Source organism: Natrinema sp. CGMCC1.2065 (assembly GCF_051225675.1).
Lineage (GTDB): Archaea > Halobacteriota > Halobacteria > Halobacteriales > Natrialbaceae > Natrinema > Natrinema thermotolerans.
Genome location: NZ_JBPJSJ010000009.1, coordinates 1 through 16,553 on the forward strand (window position 1 = coordinate 1; position 16,553 = coordinate 16,553).

Annotated in this window: 16 protein-coding genes and 1 pseudogene; 8 read left to right on the top strand and 9 right to left on the bottom strand. The window is 67.5% G+C overall.

Annotation, left to right across the window (positions count from 1 at the left end):
- Positions 1-1,360: M23 family metallopeptidase (locus ACSBP4_RS10810; protein WP_435552204.1), on the bottom strand; the 1,360-nt coding region annotated here is incomplete at its 3' end.
- Between the two features lie 125 nt (positions 1,361-1,485).
- On the opposite strand from ACSBP4_RS10810, the gene ACSBP4_RS10815 reads away from it, so the two are divergent.
- From ACSBP4_RS10815 to ACSBP4_RS10825, 3 genes are all read left to right on the top strand, one after another.
- Positions 1,486-2,352, top strand: coding sequence for a winged helix-turn-helix domain-containing protein (locus ACSBP4_RS10815; protein WP_435552205.1), 867 nt, complete (start codon positions 1,486-1,488; stop codon positions 2,350-2,352).
- 105 nt (positions 2,353-2,457) lie between these two features.
- Entirely contained in the window at positions 2,458-3,282 is an 825-nt protein-coding gene (locus ACSBP4_RS10820; protein WP_049964854.1) for a PspA/IM30 family protein, read from the top strand.
- Positions 3,283-3,395: 113 nt separating this feature from the next.
- On the top strand, positions 3,396-3,743 hold the full coding sequence (locus tag ACSBP4_RS10825; RefSeq protein ID WP_435552206.1) for a hypothetical protein: 348 nt from the start codon (positions 3,396-3,398) through the stop codon (positions 3,741-3,743).
- A gap of 49 nt (positions 3,744-3,792) precedes the next feature.
- Here the strand turns inward: ACSBP4_RS10825 and ACSBP4_RS10830 are convergent, their stop codons facing one another.
- Entirely contained in the window at positions 3,793-4,302 is a 510-nt protein-coding gene (locus ACSBP4_RS10830) for an FxLYD domain-containing protein (RefSeq protein ID WP_435552207.1), read from the bottom strand.
- A 151-nt stretch (positions 4,303-4,453) separates the two neighbouring features.
- On the opposite strand from ACSBP4_RS10830, the gene ACSBP4_RS10835 reads away from it, so the two are divergent.
- Together ACSBP4_RS10835 and ACSBP4_RS10840 are read left to right on the top strand one after the other, a co-directional pair.
- The gene (locus tag ACSBP4_RS10835; RefSeq protein ID WP_373631271.1) at positions 4,454-5,506 is read left to right on the top strand and encodes a hypothetical protein; all 1,053 of its coding nucleotides are present in this window, start codon (positions 4,454-4,456) and stop codon (positions 5,504-5,506) included.
- A 204-nt stretch (positions 5,507-5,710) separates the two neighbouring features.
- Positions 5,711-6,156, top strand: a pseudogene (locus tag ACSBP4_RS10840) (AAA family ATPase).
- A 25-nt stretch (positions 6,157-6,181) separates the two neighbouring features.
- Here the strand turns inward: ACSBP4_RS10840 and ACSBP4_RS10845 are convergent.
- From ACSBP4_RS10845 to ACSBP4_RS10855, 3 genes are all read right to left on the bottom strand, one after another.
- On the bottom strand, positions 6,182-7,075 hold the full coding sequence (locus ACSBP4_RS10845) for a hypothetical protein (RefSeq protein WP_435552208.1): 894 nt from the start codon (positions 7,073-7,075) through the stop codon (positions 6,182-6,184).
- Between the two features lie 372 nt (positions 7,076-7,447).
- Positions 7,448-8,494, bottom strand: a complete 1,047-nt coding sequence (locus tag ACSBP4_RS10850; protein WP_006650248.1) for a dipeptide epimerase — start codon at positions 8,492-8,494, stop codon at positions 7,448-7,450.
- Complete coding sequence (locus tag ACSBP4_RS10855; RefSeq protein WP_049964849.1) at positions 8,491-9,510, bottom strand: DUF1611 domain-containing protein; 1,020 nt, start codon at positions 9,508-9,510, stop codon at positions 8,491-8,493. Before ACSBP4_RS10855 ends, ACSBP4_RS10850 begins: the two co-directional genes overlap by 4 nt.
- A 192-nt stretch (positions 9,511-9,702) precedes the next feature.
- On the opposite strand from ACSBP4_RS10855, the gene ACSBP4_RS10860 reads away from it, so the two are divergent.
- Entirely contained in the window at positions 9,703-9,888 is a 186-nt protein-coding gene (locus tag ACSBP4_RS10860; protein WP_006181288.1) for a hypothetical protein, read from the top strand.
- 54 nt (positions 9,889-9,942) lie between these two features.
- Here the strand turns inward: ACSBP4_RS10860 and ACSBP4_RS10865 are convergent, their stop codons facing one another.
- Positions 9,943-10,863 (bottom strand): Vms1/Ankzf1 family peptidyl-tRNA hydrolase, encoded by a 921-nt coding sequence (locus ACSBP4_RS10865; RefSeq protein ID WP_435552209.1) that lies wholly within the window; start codon positions 10,861-10,863, stop codon positions 9,943-9,945.
- A gap of 29 nt (positions 10,864-10,892) precedes the next feature.
- Complete coding sequence (locus ACSBP4_RS10870) at positions 10,893-11,276, bottom strand: DUF5802 family protein (protein WP_006181286.1); 384 nt, start codon at positions 11,274-11,276, stop codon at positions 10,893-10,895.
- 353 nt (positions 11,277-11,629) lie between these two features.
- Here ACSBP4_RS10870 and ACSBP4_RS10875 point away from each other — a divergent pair, with 353 nt between their 5' ends.
- Positions 11,630-12,460 (top strand): hypothetical protein, encoded by an 831-nt coding sequence (locus tag ACSBP4_RS10875; RefSeq protein WP_435552210.1) that lies wholly within the window; start codon positions 11,630-11,632, stop codon positions 12,458-12,460.
- 85 nt (positions 12,461-12,545) lie between these two features.
- Positions 12,546-13,205 (top strand): ArsR/SmtB family transcription factor, encoded by a 660-nt coding sequence (locus tag ACSBP4_RS10880; protein ID WP_049964847.1) that lies wholly within the window; start codon positions 12,546-12,548, stop codon positions 13,203-13,205.
- Here the strand turns inward: ACSBP4_RS10880 and ACSBP4_RS10885 are convergent.
- Both ACSBP4_RS10885 and ppsA read right to left on the bottom strand, forming a co-directional pair.
- Positions 13,202-13,828 carry a DUF456 domain-containing protein gene (locus ACSBP4_RS10885; RefSeq protein ID WP_435552211.1) on the bottom strand — a complete coding sequence of 209 codons (627 nt, stop codon included), beginning with the start codon at positions 13,826-13,828 and terminating at the stop codon, positions 13,202-13,204. The genes ACSBP4_RS10880 and ACSBP4_RS10885 overlap by 4 nt on opposite strands.
- A 251-nt stretch (positions 13,829-14,079) precedes the next feature.
- Positions 14,080-16,416: a phosphoenolpyruvate synthase gene (gene ppsA, locus ACSBP4_RS10890; protein ID WP_049964846.1), complete on the bottom strand. Its 2,337-nt coding sequence runs from the start codon at positions 16,414-16,416 to the stop codon at positions 14,080-14,082.
- Between the last annotated feature and the right edge of the window lie 137 nt (positions 16,417-16,553).

Below are 16,553 nucleotides of genomic sequence, written 5' to 3' on the forward strand. Positions count from 1 at the left end.
GGCGCTCGGCGGCGGTCCGTCGGACCGCGACCCAGCCGTGCCAGCCCGCCGCGAGCGCGACCCCGGCGCCCAGCAGGAGCGCGACGGCGGTCCGTGAAACGACGATCGGCCCCAGAACGGCGACGGCGCCGCCGACGCAGGTCCCGAACGCGGCGCGTCGCACCGCGGCGAGTCGCCCGTCGCTCCCGGCCGATTGCCCTGCGTCGCTCTCGGCCGTGCTCTCGATCGTTTCCCGCTCTGGACTCGCGGACCCGTCGGTCGGCTCGTCGGCCCCCGCGACGTGTGCGACGCGTTGGCCGGCCGTGAGATACGTGCGGTCGACGTCGGTGGCGTCCTCGAGCGGGTCGGTGGTGGCGTCGCCGGCCCCGCCGGATCGGGGCTCGTCGATCGCCGCCTTCGCGCCCGGCCACTCGGCGTCAGCGTCGTCGAAGGCGATCGGGAGCCCCGCCGCGAGTTCGAAGCGGGGGTGGTCCTGCAGCTGGAAGTGGAGGTGTGGCTCCGAGGAGTTCCCGGAGTGGCCACAGCGACCGACCTCCTGCCCGCGCTCGACGCGGTCTCCGGGGGAGACCGTCAGGCTGCCGGGGACCAGATGGGCGAGACAGCTGTACTCGTCGGAGGCGTGCTGGATCACGACGTAGCACCCGCGGATGTCCCGCTTTAGCGGATGGGAGAGGCCGCCGCCGCGGGGGGACTCGAAGTCGGTGTCGAAGACGTCGACGACGACCCCGTCAGCGGGAGCGAGGATCGGCTCGTCGTAGCAGTAGTACGAGTCCACTGCCGACCCGGACTCGGTGGGGGCAGTATGGCCGTCCGCGTCGGTGATCACGAAGTCGTAGGCGTATCGCTGGGTGGCAGGGAGCCACGAGTGGGAGTAATCGTGGTCGTAGCTGCCGTTGACGACGGTCCAGGTCCCGTCGAACGGGAGCCGGTAGGCGGTTTGCTGGTCGTAGTTCTCGGGGTCGGGGAACGCACCGCGGTGGCGGACGAACGCCACGCCGGTGCCGAGCCACTGCGAGAGGTCCTGTGCCAGTACGAGCGGATTGACGAACGTCAGCGGCATCGTCAGGAACCACGCCGCGTACGCCCGCCAGTTCCCCATGTGGAGCCAGTCGGTCGGCTCCGCGCGCTCCTCGTCGGCCCCGCGTCGCAGCACCAGATCCAACAGCGGCGAGACGAACGGCCAGAGGAAAAAGAGGAAGAAGAGTTCGAAGACCTCGAGGACGGCCAGCGAGTCGAAGACGTAGCTGGGAACCGCCAGCAGACCGAGCAGGGCCAGGTACAGCGGTTCGAACGATCGCAGCCGACGCCGGACTCGCGCGGCGATCGTCGTCGATTCGGCGGTTCGGATCCCCTCTGTCATGGGGTAATGGTGGTGCCGAGAACACGTAATCACTTTGTGAACTGAAATTCACGAGGGCGGTTGTCACGGCAGGTTTCGGCGGCACAGCCGGAACGGTCAATGGGGCGTCGAGACAACGTCGGCACATGAGTCCGGACGACGAGTCGGCGGCCGCGGTTCGGGACGCCTTCTCCCTGCTCGGTCACGAGATCCGCCTCGAGATCCTGCTCGCCTTGCTCGAGGACTGGCACGCGGTCTACACGGAGCCGCGGTCGTACGCGGAGCTGATGGATGCGGTGGGCATGCGCGACAGCGGAAAGTTCAATTACCACCTCGACAAGCTTCGAGGGATCTATGTCCGCAAGGTCGAGGACGGCTACGTCCCGACGGCGGCCGTGACAGCGCTGTACCGTGCCGTCCTCGCTCACCGGCCGGCCGAAGGGGTCAGGGACTGGACACCGTCCGAGCCGACGCCGATCGACTCCGAGTGCCCGGATTGCGGTACGGGGGCGGTCCTGCGGTACGAACGGGGGTTCGTCACCGTCGCGTGTTCGGCCTGCGAGGAGTGGTCCGGCTTCACCTATCCGTTCCCAGCGAACGGCTTCGCCGGACGGAGCGCGGACGACGTCGCACGCGAAACCGCACGTCGTGCCCGCTTTCACGTCGGACTGGCCCGCACCGGTCAGTGTCCCTTCTGTGCCGGGACGACGACCGCCGACCTGCGTCTCGAACGCGAAGGCGAGGACATCGTCGAGATCACGTGTGACACCTGTACGTTTCTCGTCGGCGTGGAGCCGCTCTCGGCGCTGCTGAGTGACGGTCGCGTCGCCGCGGCGCTTTCCGACGTCGGAATCGACCTCGAGCGTCCGGACTGGGAACTCCCCGCGCCGACGACCAGGGTCGAGTCCCGGGACCCAGTCCGGATCCACCTCGAGGTTGCGGGCGACGCCGGCACGGCGACGATCGTCGTCGACGACTCGCTTGCCGTCCGATCGGTCGAGACCGACCGCTAGTCCGCGGTGTGTTCCGCCGTCGGCAGCGCCACCGGCCCCGCGCTCGCGAACATTGGATATTCCTGAAGTGACATTTTTAAGGCCCGCGAGCAATACGTAGCGAGTATGGGCATCCTCTCTCGGGCTTCCTACGTCATCCGGTCGAAACTCAACTCGGTGCTCAACCGGGCCGAGGATCCGACCGAGACGCTCGACTACTCCTACGAGCAGATGCGTGACCAGCTCCAGCAGGTCAAACGCGGCATCGCCGATCTCACCACGCAGAAAAAGCGCCTCGAGATGCAGAAACGCCGCCTCGAGGAGAACGTCGAGAAACACAACGATCAGGCCCGCACTGCGGTCCAGCAGGGTCGGGAGGATCTGGCGCGACGCGCACTCGAGAAGAAGAAGACGAAGATGAACCAGATCGAGGATCTGGAGCGCCAGATCTCGGACCTGCAGAACCAGCAGGACCGGCTGATCGACCAGAAAAACGAACTCCAGAGCCGCATCGAGGAGTTCCGCACGAAAAAGGAGACGATGAAGGCCCGCCACGAGGCCGCCAAGGCAAGCTCCACGGTATCGGAAGCGATGACCGCGACCGGCGAGGAGTTCGAGGACGTCGGCCGCGCCATCGAACGTGCCGAGGAACAGACCGAGGACATGGAGGCCCGGGCCGCCGCGATGGACGAACTCCACGAGTCGGGCGCGTTCGACGACGTCCTCTCGGACAAGGACAACATCGACCGCGAACTCGAGCAGCTCTCGACCGACAGCGGCGTCGAGGCCGAACTCGAGACGCTGAAATCCGACGTCGGTGCCGACGACGCGGAGTCGGCGCCCGAGCAGACCGGCGAGGCCGACGAGGCGGAGCTGACCGACCTCGAAGGCGAGGACCAGGACGAGGTCGAGGCCGAACTCGCGGAACTGCAGGACGAAGAGAGCGCCTGAGCCACCGACGGATCGACTGCGTCACAGCGACCGCGAGCGTCTCGAGCCGACGCTCGGTCTCCGCTGCTGTAGTCGGGAGAAACTGTTACCATTGTTCACGGTCAAGGGGTAGTATGAGCAACGTCTCGCGGTTCGACTCGATTTCCCTGACCAATCAGGCCGTCCTGCTGGGGCTCGCCGATCTCGCTGGCGAGGGGGAGACGCCGGTTCAGACCCACGACGTGAGACGGCACTGCAAACAGCGGCTCTCGGATGTCGATACGGAGGTCGTCGGGACGATCTCCGAGGCCGACGTCATCCGATCGCTCTACCGGCTCGAGGAGGAGGAGTTAGTCGAGGAGGTCCCGCCCGCGGAGACGTCGCCGACGGGGAAGGGGCGACCGGCCTACGCCCTCGCCGTCGAGTCCGACGCGGTCTACGACGGCGTCGTCGACGAACTGGTCGCAGGGACGCGGGACTGACGCCGCGGATCGGGGGAACGATGGTCTCGATCGCCGGTTCCGACGCCGGTCACGAGGGCGTTCCGAGTACCGTGATGTCGTAGTCGGCCACGTCGCTGGGTGCCTCGAGGATGACGACCTGAAACTCCCAGGCGTCGCCGGCCCCGAGGTCGCCGGTGCTGGCGAGATACCGGCCGAGGAGGTTGCCGGCGTCGTTGTAAATTCGGGTCCGGACCTCGACGATCTGGAGCCGGTCCGCTCCCGTGTTGGTCACGGTTCCTTGCACTGTCGAGCCGAGGTAGCCGTCCTCGAGGACGAACTCGTGTTCGACCAGCTCGAGGGAATCGAGCGGCGTCACCGAGTTGGTCGGTTGCTGTTGGGCCAGCGACGAGGCCGTGGACATCTCGCTTGCGTTCCTGCTCGAGGCGTTGCTGGCGTTTATCGGGCCGACGTTACCGCTCTCATAGCTGGGGTCGCCGCCGAGCGCGTCGCTGCCGGTACAGCCGGCGGCCGCGGTCGCCATCCCGACGCCGAGCGACGCGAGCAGTCGTCGTCTGCTCGTCGTCTCCGAGCGCGTCATCGGGACCTGCCCGTCGTCCGCGAGTCGATTCCGGTGCCGAGCATGTCTTCGGGAACACCGCCGACGCATTTCAGTGTAGGCCCTGAAGCGACAGCGCTCGGCGGTGTATGCAACGCAGGCCCTTATTGTCGGGTCGATTGAACGTGTCGCCATGTCCTCCGAGACCGACGAGACGCTCGAGTCCTACGGGGCCGACGTGGGCGGGCCGGAGGGGCCGCTGACGCGGTTCCACGAGTGGGTGCTGATTCAGGGGAACCGATTGGTCGTCGCGGCGTTGCTCTCGGCGGTCATCTTCGCGCTTATCGTCGGCCTGTACGAACTCGGCGTGATCAACTTCGTCAACGGGAGTTCCGTGACGAGCGTGGCAAGCGGCATGATCGCGGGCACGTTCTCGCTGGTGACGCTCGTCGTCTCGGTCAACCAGCTCATCCTCTCCCAGGAGTTCGGCGCGGCGGGGAAGGCCCGCGACCGGTTCGAGGGCGTCGTGGCGTTCCGCGAGGACGTCGCCGAGACGGCGGCCGTTTCCGCGACGCCGACCGCGCCGATGAGTGTCCTCGAACTGCTCATCGAGTCGGTCCGACGCGACGCGGCCGAACTCGCCGACATCGTCGCCGATCACGACGACGAGGTGCGGGAGACGGTCGTTCGGTACACAAACAGCGTCAGGGAGCGGGCCGACCGGGTCGACGAGACGCTCGAGCGCTCGGACTCCGACGCCGACACCTTTGCGGCCGTCTGGGCGGCAATCAACTACGACGAGGCCTGGCAGCTGTACGTCGCGACCCAGTTGCGCAACGACTACAACGAGTCGCTGTCGCCGACGGCGAAAGAGCAGTTCGACGACCTGATCGGTACGTTGAAACTGTTCAGGGTGGCCCGCGAGCAGTTCAAGACGACCTATCTGCAACGGGAACTCACCCGGTTCTCGCAGCTGACGGTCTACTGCGGCGTCCCGTCGATCCTGTCGGCGATCGTCGTCGGCCTCCTCTACGCCGACTTCGCCGGGCCGAGTCTCAGCGTCGTTGCGCTCCCCTACGTCGTCGCTGCCCTGATCGTCGTCGTCCTCTCGCCGCTGTCCCTGCTGGTCTCCTACATCCTCCGGATCACGACCATTACCCGCCGGACCGCGTCGGTCGGTCCGTTCGTCCCCCAGAAGGATCCCGACGAGGGACCGTTCGACGTGACCGCCGGCGAGGACCGCTGATCACTCCCGGTCCGCGTCGGCTCCACGACCGGTCTCCCGGCGGATGAACGGCCCGATCGCCGCGTCCACTTCGCGAGGTGGGGAACCGGGAATATGCGACGGGACGATCGCGAACGGTGTCACGGAGCGCGAAGGCAATACCGACGACCACTAGTCCGTGGTCGATCCCCGGGGTTCGTATCCCCTCGGCGGCTACCGGCGACCGTGATCGTCGTCATCTGCGGGCCGCCGGGCACGGGCAAGTCAACCGTGACGGCCCGCGTTCGGGACCGCCTCGAGACGCGCTCGATTCCCGTCCGGACCGTCCACTCCGACGACTTCTCGAGTCGGACCGACGAGCAGTTGGCCGAGCGGGTCGCCGACGCGCCCGCGACGGGCGTGACGCTGGTCGATGGGACGTTCTATCGGCGACCTGGCAGACCCGGTTTCGGACGCTTGGCGATGTCCGGTTCGTCCGCCTGACCGCGAGCCTCGAGACCTGCCTCGAGCGCAATCGCGCTCGTCCCGACTCGATCGACGAACGGGGCGTCCACGTGGTCTACCGGGAGTTCGACGCGCCCGACGCCGCCCTCGAGATCGATACCGACCGCTGCGGCCCCGACGCGGCGGCCGATCGGGTCGCGGCCGCGATCGAGGGCTGGCTCGAGTGACGTTCCGCGAGTCGTTCCGGAGCGATCACGGCCCCAAATCGATGCCGAACGGGTCGAATCCGGACGGGTCGAACGGGGCGAGATCGGCGGGTAGTTCGTCGGGGACGACAGCCTCCGGGAGCGCCGCCCAGCCGAGGTCGTCCTCGCCGGGAACCGCGTCGGTGTCGAACGTCGGTTCGTCGGCGGGGTCGACGTCGCGGTCCTCCCGGGGCGGCGCGTCGTGGGCGTAGACGCTCTCGGGATGGTCGACGGTCCAGACGTGGAGCATACAGGGGGTCCGACAGGGGAACTCGAGGTCGCCGTCCGCGGCCGCTCCCTCGTAGGTCTGCCGGTAGAACCACCACGCGAACCGACCGGGGAGGCCGGTGTGGGCGTGCCACGGCGAACACAGTTCGGCGTCGGCGTCCTCGCCGTACACCGCCGGCGGCGCGACGGCCGTGCCGTCCTGCGTCGCGATGAACATGACGCCGATCGAGCGCCACGTTTCGTTGTCGACCAGCACCGATTCCGGTCGCTCGGGCTCGAGGAGGTCGCCGTCGCCGATGAACGCCGGGTTGAGCCAGTGCGACCAGCTGTCGTCGCCGGTCTCGAGCGTATCGAAGTACGGTTTGTAGCCCGCCTCGAGCAGTGCATCGACGTCCGGGTACCGGCGCTCGAGGGCGTCCGTGACCGCGGACTGCAGGGCGACCGTCGTCGGGTGGTCGTCCGCACACCCCTCCATGCTCGCACCCTCGCAGTGGGCCATACTGGGCTCGATCGTCGCGTCGGGACAGTCACGATCGAACCGTCGGACGAGGTCGTCCCGCTCGTTGCCGTCGTCGGCGCGGGCGCTCCCGATGGCCGAGAGTGCGGCCGTTCCGGCCGAGGCCCGCAGGAGCGTTCGTCGGGACACGGTTCGATCGTCGTCGCTATCGGACATACCACACGTTCCACACCGACGATCGGTATGAAACCCCGTTGGGAGTTGTCCAGACAGTCGCCGACAGTGGTGTGATGCGCGCGCAGTTGAACGCTGACTCGAGGACGGCTTCACCGTCGCGACCGAGTGGGCGATGTCGATCCGGACGCGAACCGGCAGTGGCCGGATCGATGGGCATGCGTCGCAGTCTCGCACTCTCGATACCGCTTGCTTGCCACTGTCCGACTCGGAACGCAAACACCTCTAATTGTACGTTCATTTTCCGGTGATGGACCATCGAGCGAACGCAGCCGCCGGTCCGGCTGGGTGCCATCGAAGGAGCGCCGCTGCCGATTCGGGGACGGTCCGGCCGTCGGCGGGACGGTCCCGTGATCAGGACGAACCGAAGCCGGCACCCGTCCCGGACCGCTCGAGGGCGGCGAGGTCGATCCGACCGTCCGCAAGGGGGACGCCGTCGACGGGGTCGTCGGCGAGCAACAGCGAGCCGTCGAGGTCGGCGTAGTCGAGCAACGGCGCGAGGTGACAGGCCGCGGCGATCGAGGCGTTCGACTCGTTCATACAGCCACACATGACCTCGAGGCCGTGGGCCCGGGCGGCGCTGATCAGCCGTCTCGCCTCCCGGAGCCCGCCGCATTTCATCAGTTTCAGGTTCGCGATGTCACAGCGGTCCGCGATACGGGGGATGTCCGCGAGCGTTCGACAGGACTCGTCGGCGGCGATCGGCAGCGCCGAGCGCTCGGAGACGAACTGCAGCCCTTCGGGGTCCTCGGCGGCGACCGGCTGCTCGACGAACGCGAGGTCGAACTCGGCGAGCCGGTCGATCTTTCGGACCGCCTCGCGGGGGGTCCAGGCCTCGTTGGCGTCGACGAACAGCCGCACGTCGGGTGCGACCGATCGAATCGTTCGGACGATCTCGAGGTCGCGGTCGGTCCCGAGTTTGACCTTCAGGGTGTCGAACCCGCGCTCGAGGGCCGTCTCGGTCTTCTCCCGCATCCGATCCGTGTCGTCGAGCCCGATCGTGTACGAGGTCGAGAGCGTCTCGGCCGGGTCGAGTCCCCAGTAGCGATAGAGGGGCACCTCGAGTCGCTTCGTGACGAGGTCGTGGAGCGCGATGCTCACTGCGGCGCGGGCGGCCGGGTTCTTCCGGACCGTCTCGCGCATGCGGCGTTCGATCCGCTCGAGTTGGTGGGGATCGCCGACCGATTCGACGACTGCGAGCAGGTCGGGCAGGACGGCCGCAACGGTGGCCGCGGTCTCGCCGTAGTGTGTCGACGGGGCGGCGGCCCCGAGACCGGTCGTCCCGTCGTCGTCCTCGATCCGGACGTAGACGACCTCGGTCTCGGTCGTCGTGCCGCGGGAGATTCCGAACGGGTACTCCAGCGGCAGCGAGCGCCGCTCGAACGATGTCTCGAGGCTCATAGCAGCGCCTCGAGGACGTCGTCGGTTCCGAACCGGATGACGTCGTCGGCCGGCGCGCCGAGGGCGTCGGCGTATTCGGCGACTGCGTCGCTGGCGGCCGCGTCGTCCGCCAGCCCGGACGTGTTGAGCGCGCCGGCGACGACCTGCCCGTCCGCGACCGGCGCGGCGACGCTCTCGTAGAGGTCGATGTACGTCGGGATCGACGGCAGCGCGAACGACTCGTAGCCGTGGATCGCCTCCCGGCCGGCCTCGTGACAGAGGACGAGTTTATCGGCCATCGAACCGTGGAGAATGCCGAGCGTGACCGGCGAGTACGCCGGATGGACGATGCTGCCCTGCCCCTCGACGAAGAGGTAGTCGTGGTCGTCGCCGATCTCGAGGATCATCTCCTCGACCGCGCCGGCGGTGAAGTCGCTGACGACGCGGTCGATCGGGGTGCCCCAGCCCTCGATCATGATGCCGGTCTGGCCGGTCGGGACGACGGCGGCGTCGTGGCCGGCCGCGCGGGCGTCCCGGGCCAACTCCATCGTCGTCGTCATCTTGCCGACCGAACAGTCCGTGCCGACGGTGAGGATCACTTCGGCGTCGACCTCGTCGGCGACGCCCTCGGCCACCGTGAGGCCCTCGGGCGGCTTCCGGACGTCGCGCAGTTCGCAGTCGTTTTCCGCCGCCAATCGGGCGAACTCCTCGTCATCGGACAGGAAAGAGTGCAGCCCCGAGATCACGTCATAGCCGTTCTCGAGCGCGACTCGAATATCGTCACGCCAGCTTTCCTCGAGATCGCCGCCGATCGGTGCGATCCCGATCAGTAAGGCGTCGACGGCGTCGGCCTCGAGGTCGTCCATGCCTTCGACGATCGGTGCGTCCTGGACGTCCGGAACGAAGTCCGACACTCGTCGGCCGGCGCTGTCACGGTCGAGGACGGCGATGATGTCGTGGTCGGCGTATCGGAGAACCCCGAGCGCGGTCTTGGCTCGGTCGGGAAACTGTTCGTGGGCAAGAATTGCGACGCGCATATCGGGACCTAGACGGGTGGTGATTAAAGTGGTGCGATCGGAATCGGCATCGGGGCGGTCCGGCGGTCGCCCCCGTAAGCCCTTCTTTCGGTCACGGTCCCGTTCACGGACCCACCGTTTCGGTTCCCGGATCGATCGATCGATCAGCAACGGTCGGTAGACTTATGGCCGTGCGGCGTGGCACCATGCGTCATGAATGGTGTCCTCAACGAGACGACGAACAAGATCCACAAGCACGAACACGGTCGTTCGGACTTTCAGACGACTTGTGGCGCGACCGCCCACGTCGCCCACGAGGATCTCCGACTGATCCCCGTCGAACAGGCCGACGACGCGAACCGCTGTGGCCGCTGCTTCGAGGACGGCGGCGGCTACTGACCCAGACGTACTATTGGCACCGGTTTCCGGTAACCCGCAGGACGGCGGCGGCTACTAGAGGACTCGCAGTTCCGTCGTCCAGAACGACCGATAGGCGTCCTCGAGCGCGGATTCGGGATCGCCGGTCGCGTCGACCGCGGCGGTTCCCGCCGGCTCGAGGCCGACTTCAGCGACGAGCGTGTCGACGACGCCGCGCTGGCCGACGACGAACAGTCGATCCACGTCGCCACGGCGTGTCGCGACGGCCTCGCGACAGCGCTCGAGGTGGTCGTCGATCTGTTCGTCACGGATCCGTTCGAACCGGGCCTGTGAGAACCCGCCCTTCGAGTGGGTGCCCTTGACGTCGCTTTCGAACCCGCGGTAGTCGATCCGCTCGTTGCCATCGTAAACCCCGAGCGCGAACAGGTCCGTCCGGACCAGCGCGAGGGCGTGGCGGCCGGTCGGCAGGAAGGTCTCGCGGTCGATGGCGAACCCGTCGTCCCACGTCGGCTCGAGCGTCGGCTCGACCGGCGGCGACAGGGCCACCGCGATCAGGCCGGCGTCGTCGACACAGCACAGACACGGTGCGGCGTCCTCGAGCAGCGCAACTCGGTCGCCGAGCGGCTCCTCGAGGGTCGACCGGACCGATTCGGGTAGCCCCGACTCATCGACCGCGACGGTCAACGCGCCCTCCGGCCCCGTCCGGAACGAGTCCAGTCGGTCGAGGATCGCCTCGAGACGTCGTCCCCGGACCTGTGTCCGGCGACGGACGGCGACGCCGTCGTCGGCGTCGTCGACCTGCTCGAGTTCGCCCTCGAGTTGGGCGATCCGGTCCTCGAGACGGTTGACCCGCTGTTCGGCCTCCTGTCTCGCCGTGGCCGCCTCGGCCCGGCGGTCGGACTCGGCCTCGTAGCGTTCCCGTAACCGCTCGTTTTCGTCCTCGAGGTCCTCGATGCGCTCTTTGAGCGACGCACGGCCGAGCAGCTCGTCGATCATTCGGCGGAAAACGGGAAGCGAGCCTACTTCTAGGTTCCGGCGTTGGACAGGTCCGTGCCGGCCGGGTCGGGTTGCCAGCCGCCGGCGAACTCGAGCAACCGACGGGCGCAGTCGCGCCGGGCGAGAAACACCTCCCGGAGCGACGGCGGGTTCCTGATATCGGTCCCCTCGAGCATCGACTCGGGGAGCGCGAGCGTGTTCGTCGGGACGTTCTCGCCCCCGTGGACCGCGAAGTGTCGCGACTCGAGTTTCATTACGAGCGGGGTATCGAGCCGCTCGAGGCCGTCGCCGCTGGCGTAGACCTCCTCGTTGAGCCGCTCGTGTTGCTCGCTGTGCATGAGTGCGTGATCGCCCTCCGTGGGAGTCACGTAGAGTCGTCCGAGATAGTAGCTCCGCGAGAACACCTCGAACATGGTGTTTGGTGACAGGGGACGCACCGATATAACCCTTTTCGGACAGGTTTAAATCGACGCGCTAACAGACCGGTCCGTCGGAGAGGCGTGATGCGGTTCCGGGTCGCGGCCGCTCGGCGGTTCAGCAGGGAACGTCGACGCTACCGCGGACGGTTCCGCGGCCCGTGAAACGGTTCGAACGGTTGGTGACCGAACCGTTCGTGAGACCCGATCGGCGGCGACGGTCGACCGGAAACGACGACAACTCCGCCCGCCTTGAACGCTCAAACGGTACCTCGACCGACGATGAGATCGATAAAACGGTCCGAACGAAGGTCCGTCTTTTTACTATGTTCCCGCAGACAACACACACGATGACAACCACTCGGTCGGTCGCCCTCCTGGTGGCCCTCGCAGTCGGCCTCACGGTCGCGCCGCTTGCGAGCGGTGCCGTCGTGAGTCCGTTCGCCGAGCCCGCCGCTGGCCAGAACGAGTCGGTAGCGGGGAACGCCTCCGTCGGAACGCTTCTGCAGGCGAGCGCGGCCGATACGGAAAGCACAGTCGATTCCGAGCAGTTCGAAGCCGCCCTCGAGAACGCGGCCAACGAGAGCCGGTTGCTTACCGACCGGACGGCCGACCTCGAGTCGCGGTTGGCCGACCTCGAGGCCGAACGCGATCGCCTCGAGGCCGACTACGAGAACGGCACCATCACGAAGGGTGCCTATCGATCCCGGATGGCGAAGCTGACGGTCGAACTCGCCAGCCTCGAGCGGTCGATCGAACGGACCGAACGCCACGCCACCGAGGCTGGCGTCGCGGCGGACCGCCTCGCTGATCTCCGCGGAAACGCTTCTGCGGCTCGACAGAGCGCGGCGGAACGCGGTGGGCCCGGCGTCCGCGGCGTCGCTCGCGGGCTAGCCAACGGCGGTGGCCCGCCGGACGATGCCGGCCCGCCGGGCGACCGTGGCGGTTCGAACGGTCCGGCGGCCGACCCGGGCAAGGAGTCACCGGGAAACGGACCGGATAACGCCGGCTCCGGCGGGAACCCGACTGCGAACGGGTCCGGCGGTCAGTCCGCCGGGAACGGCGACGGCGGTGGACCACCCGAAACGACCCCACCGGCGTCCGGTTCGGGGGAGACTCCTGACAAAGGAGCCAACGGCGAGTCCGCAAGCGGTTCGAAGTCGACGGATTCCGACGACTGAGCGTCGTCGCTCCGCCTGAGCCGCTCGCCGTCGCGGATCCGGCAAGCAGACACGCTTTTCAGCGGTGACCACTTACCCACGCTCGATGGATTCCGCCGCGTTGTTGGACTTACTCGGGAACGAAAACCGGAGACGGATCCTTCGGTTGCTCGCCCGCAAACCGTGTTACGTGACCGAGATTTCGGAGTACATCGGCGTAAGTCCCAAGGCGGTCATCGAACACCTGCGGAAACTCGAGGAAGCGGGGTTAGTCGAGAGCCGGGTCGACGACCAGCGGCGAAAGTACTTTCATATCGCTCGGAACGTCCGGCTGGAAGTGAACGTCTCCCCGTACGGCTTCGCCAGCAAGAGCGCGTATCCGGCCAACAGTAGCTTCGATATCACGACCTGTCGACACCTCTCGATGGACGTCTCCTGGGACGATACGGACGACCTCGACGAGCTGCTCGCGGCGCTGGAGGATCTCGAACAACTGGAGAACGAACTATCACTGGCCCAGCGCTGGGTGCAGGGCCAGCTCTGTGAGGTCCTCGATCACGTGTCGGAAACCGTCGGCGCCGGCCCGGAGAGCCGGATCTACGCCGACCTGCTCGCGAGCATCCGGACCGAACCCAAGTCAGTCGGCGAACTCAGCGACGACATCGACGCTCCGCGGGAGGTCGTCGCCGAACTCCTCGAGGTGATGGCCGACAACGGCGTGGTTCGACGGACCGAACGCGGCTGGGAGCTGACGACGAACGGTTAGATATCTCGTGCGAGCCCGTCGCGCAGGTCGCGACCGAAGTAGTAGCCCACGACGGCCGCGAGTAGCCCGACGGTCGCGCCGACGGCGACCAGCGACTGGCCCGAGCCGACTGCTGCGAGAACGGCGTTGTTCAACACCGCGGCGATACCCCCGACCGAGACGCCGGCGATTCCCACCTCGAGATAGCGCCGCTTCGACGCGACGAGGCCGACGAGGAAGGCGACGCCGAACATCCCGATCAGTCGGCCGGCGACGGGCAGCACGGTCGAACCGCCCACCAGACCGACCCCCAGCAATGCGACGAGTGCGAGGTACTCCTTCGGCGAGAAGTATCGACCCAGCGAAAGCCGCGACGTGATCGGCGCGAGCCACGACCGCGAGTCGTCGCCGGCGTCGGCCGTCTGTTCGGCGTCGCGGTCGGCTCCGGTGCCGGGACCGAGCGACGAGTCGCCCAGCGGGTCGTCGATCGAGGCTGCCGGCTCGCTCCCGGCGGCATCGGCCGCCGTCCCTGCGTTACCGGCGTCCGCGCCCGAGTCCGAGAGCAGTCGGTCCGTCTCCTCGAGGAGGTCGTCGGTGGCGGCGGGGTCCCGACTCTCGGTCACCTCGTCCGAGCGATCGCTCATGCTCGAACGGAGGGCGGCCGTCGGCATGGGCCTTTCCCCGGCCACAGGCTATCGGTCGCCGGCCACCCCACTGGCCCCCGAACTGGCTCGGCCCGGCGATCGCGGTCGCGGCCCTCGGTGTCGGCCTCGAGTTTCTCGTCATCGCGGGGCAGACGCACTCGTGGTGACGGCGGCCATCGGGGACTGCGACGGAGCTACTGGAGACTACTCGAGGCGCGGGTGACCGAAAAAGAGCGTAAACGAACGGGCCGTTAGCGGACCGAATCGAGCAGGAGCTTCTGTTCGACGCGTTTGACCTCGTGTTGGACGTCGCGGACGGCGTCGATGTTCGCGGAGATCGACGTGATGCCCTCTTTGGCGAGGAACGTGACCATCTCGGGCTTGGAGCCGGCCTGCCCGCAGATGCTCGTGTCGACGCCGTGTTCGCGGCAGGTCTCGATGACGTCGCCGATCAGGCGCAAGACGGCGGGGTGGAGTTCGTCGAACCGGTCGGCGACGTTCTCGTTGTTCCGGTCGACTGCGAGCGTGTACTGGGTCAGGTCGTTCGTCCCGAAGGAGGCGAAGTCGATGCCGGCCTCGGCCAACTCCTCGACCGACAGCGCGGCCGCGGGCGTCTCGATCATCGCTCCCCACTTGCGCTTCTCGGGGTCGATGCCGGCCTCTTTCATGCACTCTTTGGCCCGATAGACGTCCTCGGCGTCGTTGACAAGCGGCAGCATGATCTCGACGTTGTCGTAGCCCATCTCGTAGAGCCGCCGGAACGCCTCGAGTTCGTGGGCGAACACGTCGGCACGATCGAGCGAGCGTCGGATGCCCCGGTAGCCCAGCATCGGGTTGTGTTCCTCGGGTTCGTCGGCGCCGCCCTCGAGCTGACGGAACTCGTCGGTGGGGGCGTCGAGGGTGCGCACGCGGACGGGTCGGGGGTAGAACTCGTCGGCGACGCCGCGGATGCCCTCGACGAGTTCCTTCGTGTAGGCGTCGGTGCCGTTTTCCTCGATGAACTTCTCGGGGGTCTGGTTCAGCGAGAGGATCATGTGTTCGGTCCGAAGGAGGCCGACGCCGTCGGCACCCGTCGCGGCCGCGCGTTCGGCCGCTTCCGGGATCGAGACGTTGACCTTCACCTCGGTCGCGGTCATCGGCTTGACCGGCGACTGCGGGCGGACCTCCTCGACCGGTTCGGTCTCCTCCTCGGGTTCGACCGCAGAGCCCTCGAGGACCGAGCCCTTGTCGCCGTCGAGGGTGACGACCTGCCCGTCCTCCAAGACGGTCGTGGCGTTGGTCGTGCCGACGATGGCGGGCACGCCCAGTTCGCGCGAGACGATGGCGGCGTGGCTGGTCATGCCGCCCTCGTCGGTGATGATTCCCGAGGCCCGCTTCATCGCGGGCACCATGTCGGGCATCGTCATCTCGGTGACGATGATGTCGCCCTCGCCGACCTTGGCCAGATCGTCGAGTTTGGTGACGATCTTCGCGGGGCCGCTGACCGTCCCCGGGCTCGAGCCGAGTCCGTCGACCAGAACCTCGCTCGAGCCGCTCGCGTCCGCGCCGGTACTCGCGCCCTCGGCGCTCTGGACGCTCCCGCTGCCGTCGGTCAGTCCGGCCGCGGCGTCGACGCCGCCGGCCGCGTCGGCTCCGTTGCTGGAACTCTCGTCGATGGTCGTGATCGGCCGGGATTGGAGCATGTAGACGTCGCCCCCGACGATGGCCCACTCGACGTCCTGGGGCTCGCCGTAGTGGTCCTCGACGCGCTCGCCTAAGTCCATTAGCGCGTCGATCTCGTCGTCGGCGAGGACCCGTTCGTTGCGCTTGTCCTGGGGTACCTCGCGCTCGACGGTCTCGCCGGTCGCCTCGTCTTTCTCGTGTTTGACCTTCTTCTCGGCGACGGTGACGTCGACGTCGCGGTCCTCGCGCTCGACGACGTAGTTGTCCGGTGACACCGCCCCGGAGACGACGGCCTCACCGAGGCCCCATGCGGCCTCGATGATCATCGTCGGCTCACCGGTCGAGGGGTGGCTCGTAAACATCACGCCGGACTTCTCGGCGTCGACCATCTGCTGGACGACGACGGCGATGTTGACCGCCGAGTGGTCGAAGCCCTGCTCCTGACGGTAGTAGATCGCCCGCTGGGTAAAGAGCGACGCCCAACACTCCCGAACCCGGTCGAGCAGGTCCTCCTCGGTGACGTTGAGGAACGTCTCCTGCTGACCGGCGAAGGAGGCGTCGGGCAGGTCCTCGGCCGTCGCCGACGACCGGACCGCGACGAACGCTTCGCCGTCGCCGACCTCGCCGTAGCTCTCGAGGATCTCCGCGCGAAGCTCGTCGGGGAAGGGCGTTTCGAGGATGAGTTCCTGTGCGCGATCGGCGGCCTCGGCCAGCGCACTCGAGTCGTCGACGTCGACGTCGACGGCCGCGAACAGTTCCTCGTCGATCTCGGCCTCTTCGATGAACGATCGATAGGTCCCGGCAGTTACGACGAATCCCGGCGGAACGGGCAGCCCCGCACCCGTCAGCTCGCCCAGAGAAGCACCTTTACCGCCGACCTTCTCGAGGTCGCCGGCACTGATCTCGTCCAGCCAGAGTACAGCCATCTCTAGTGAGTCACTCGCTGGAACCGATAAAGAAGGTTGCGAACAGTCGCGCCGGATCGCAACTCGGCCGCGAGGTAATTTACGGCACGGTTCCGTCGGTCGCCGCTGTCCGCTCCTGACTGGGTCGGTCGGAACCG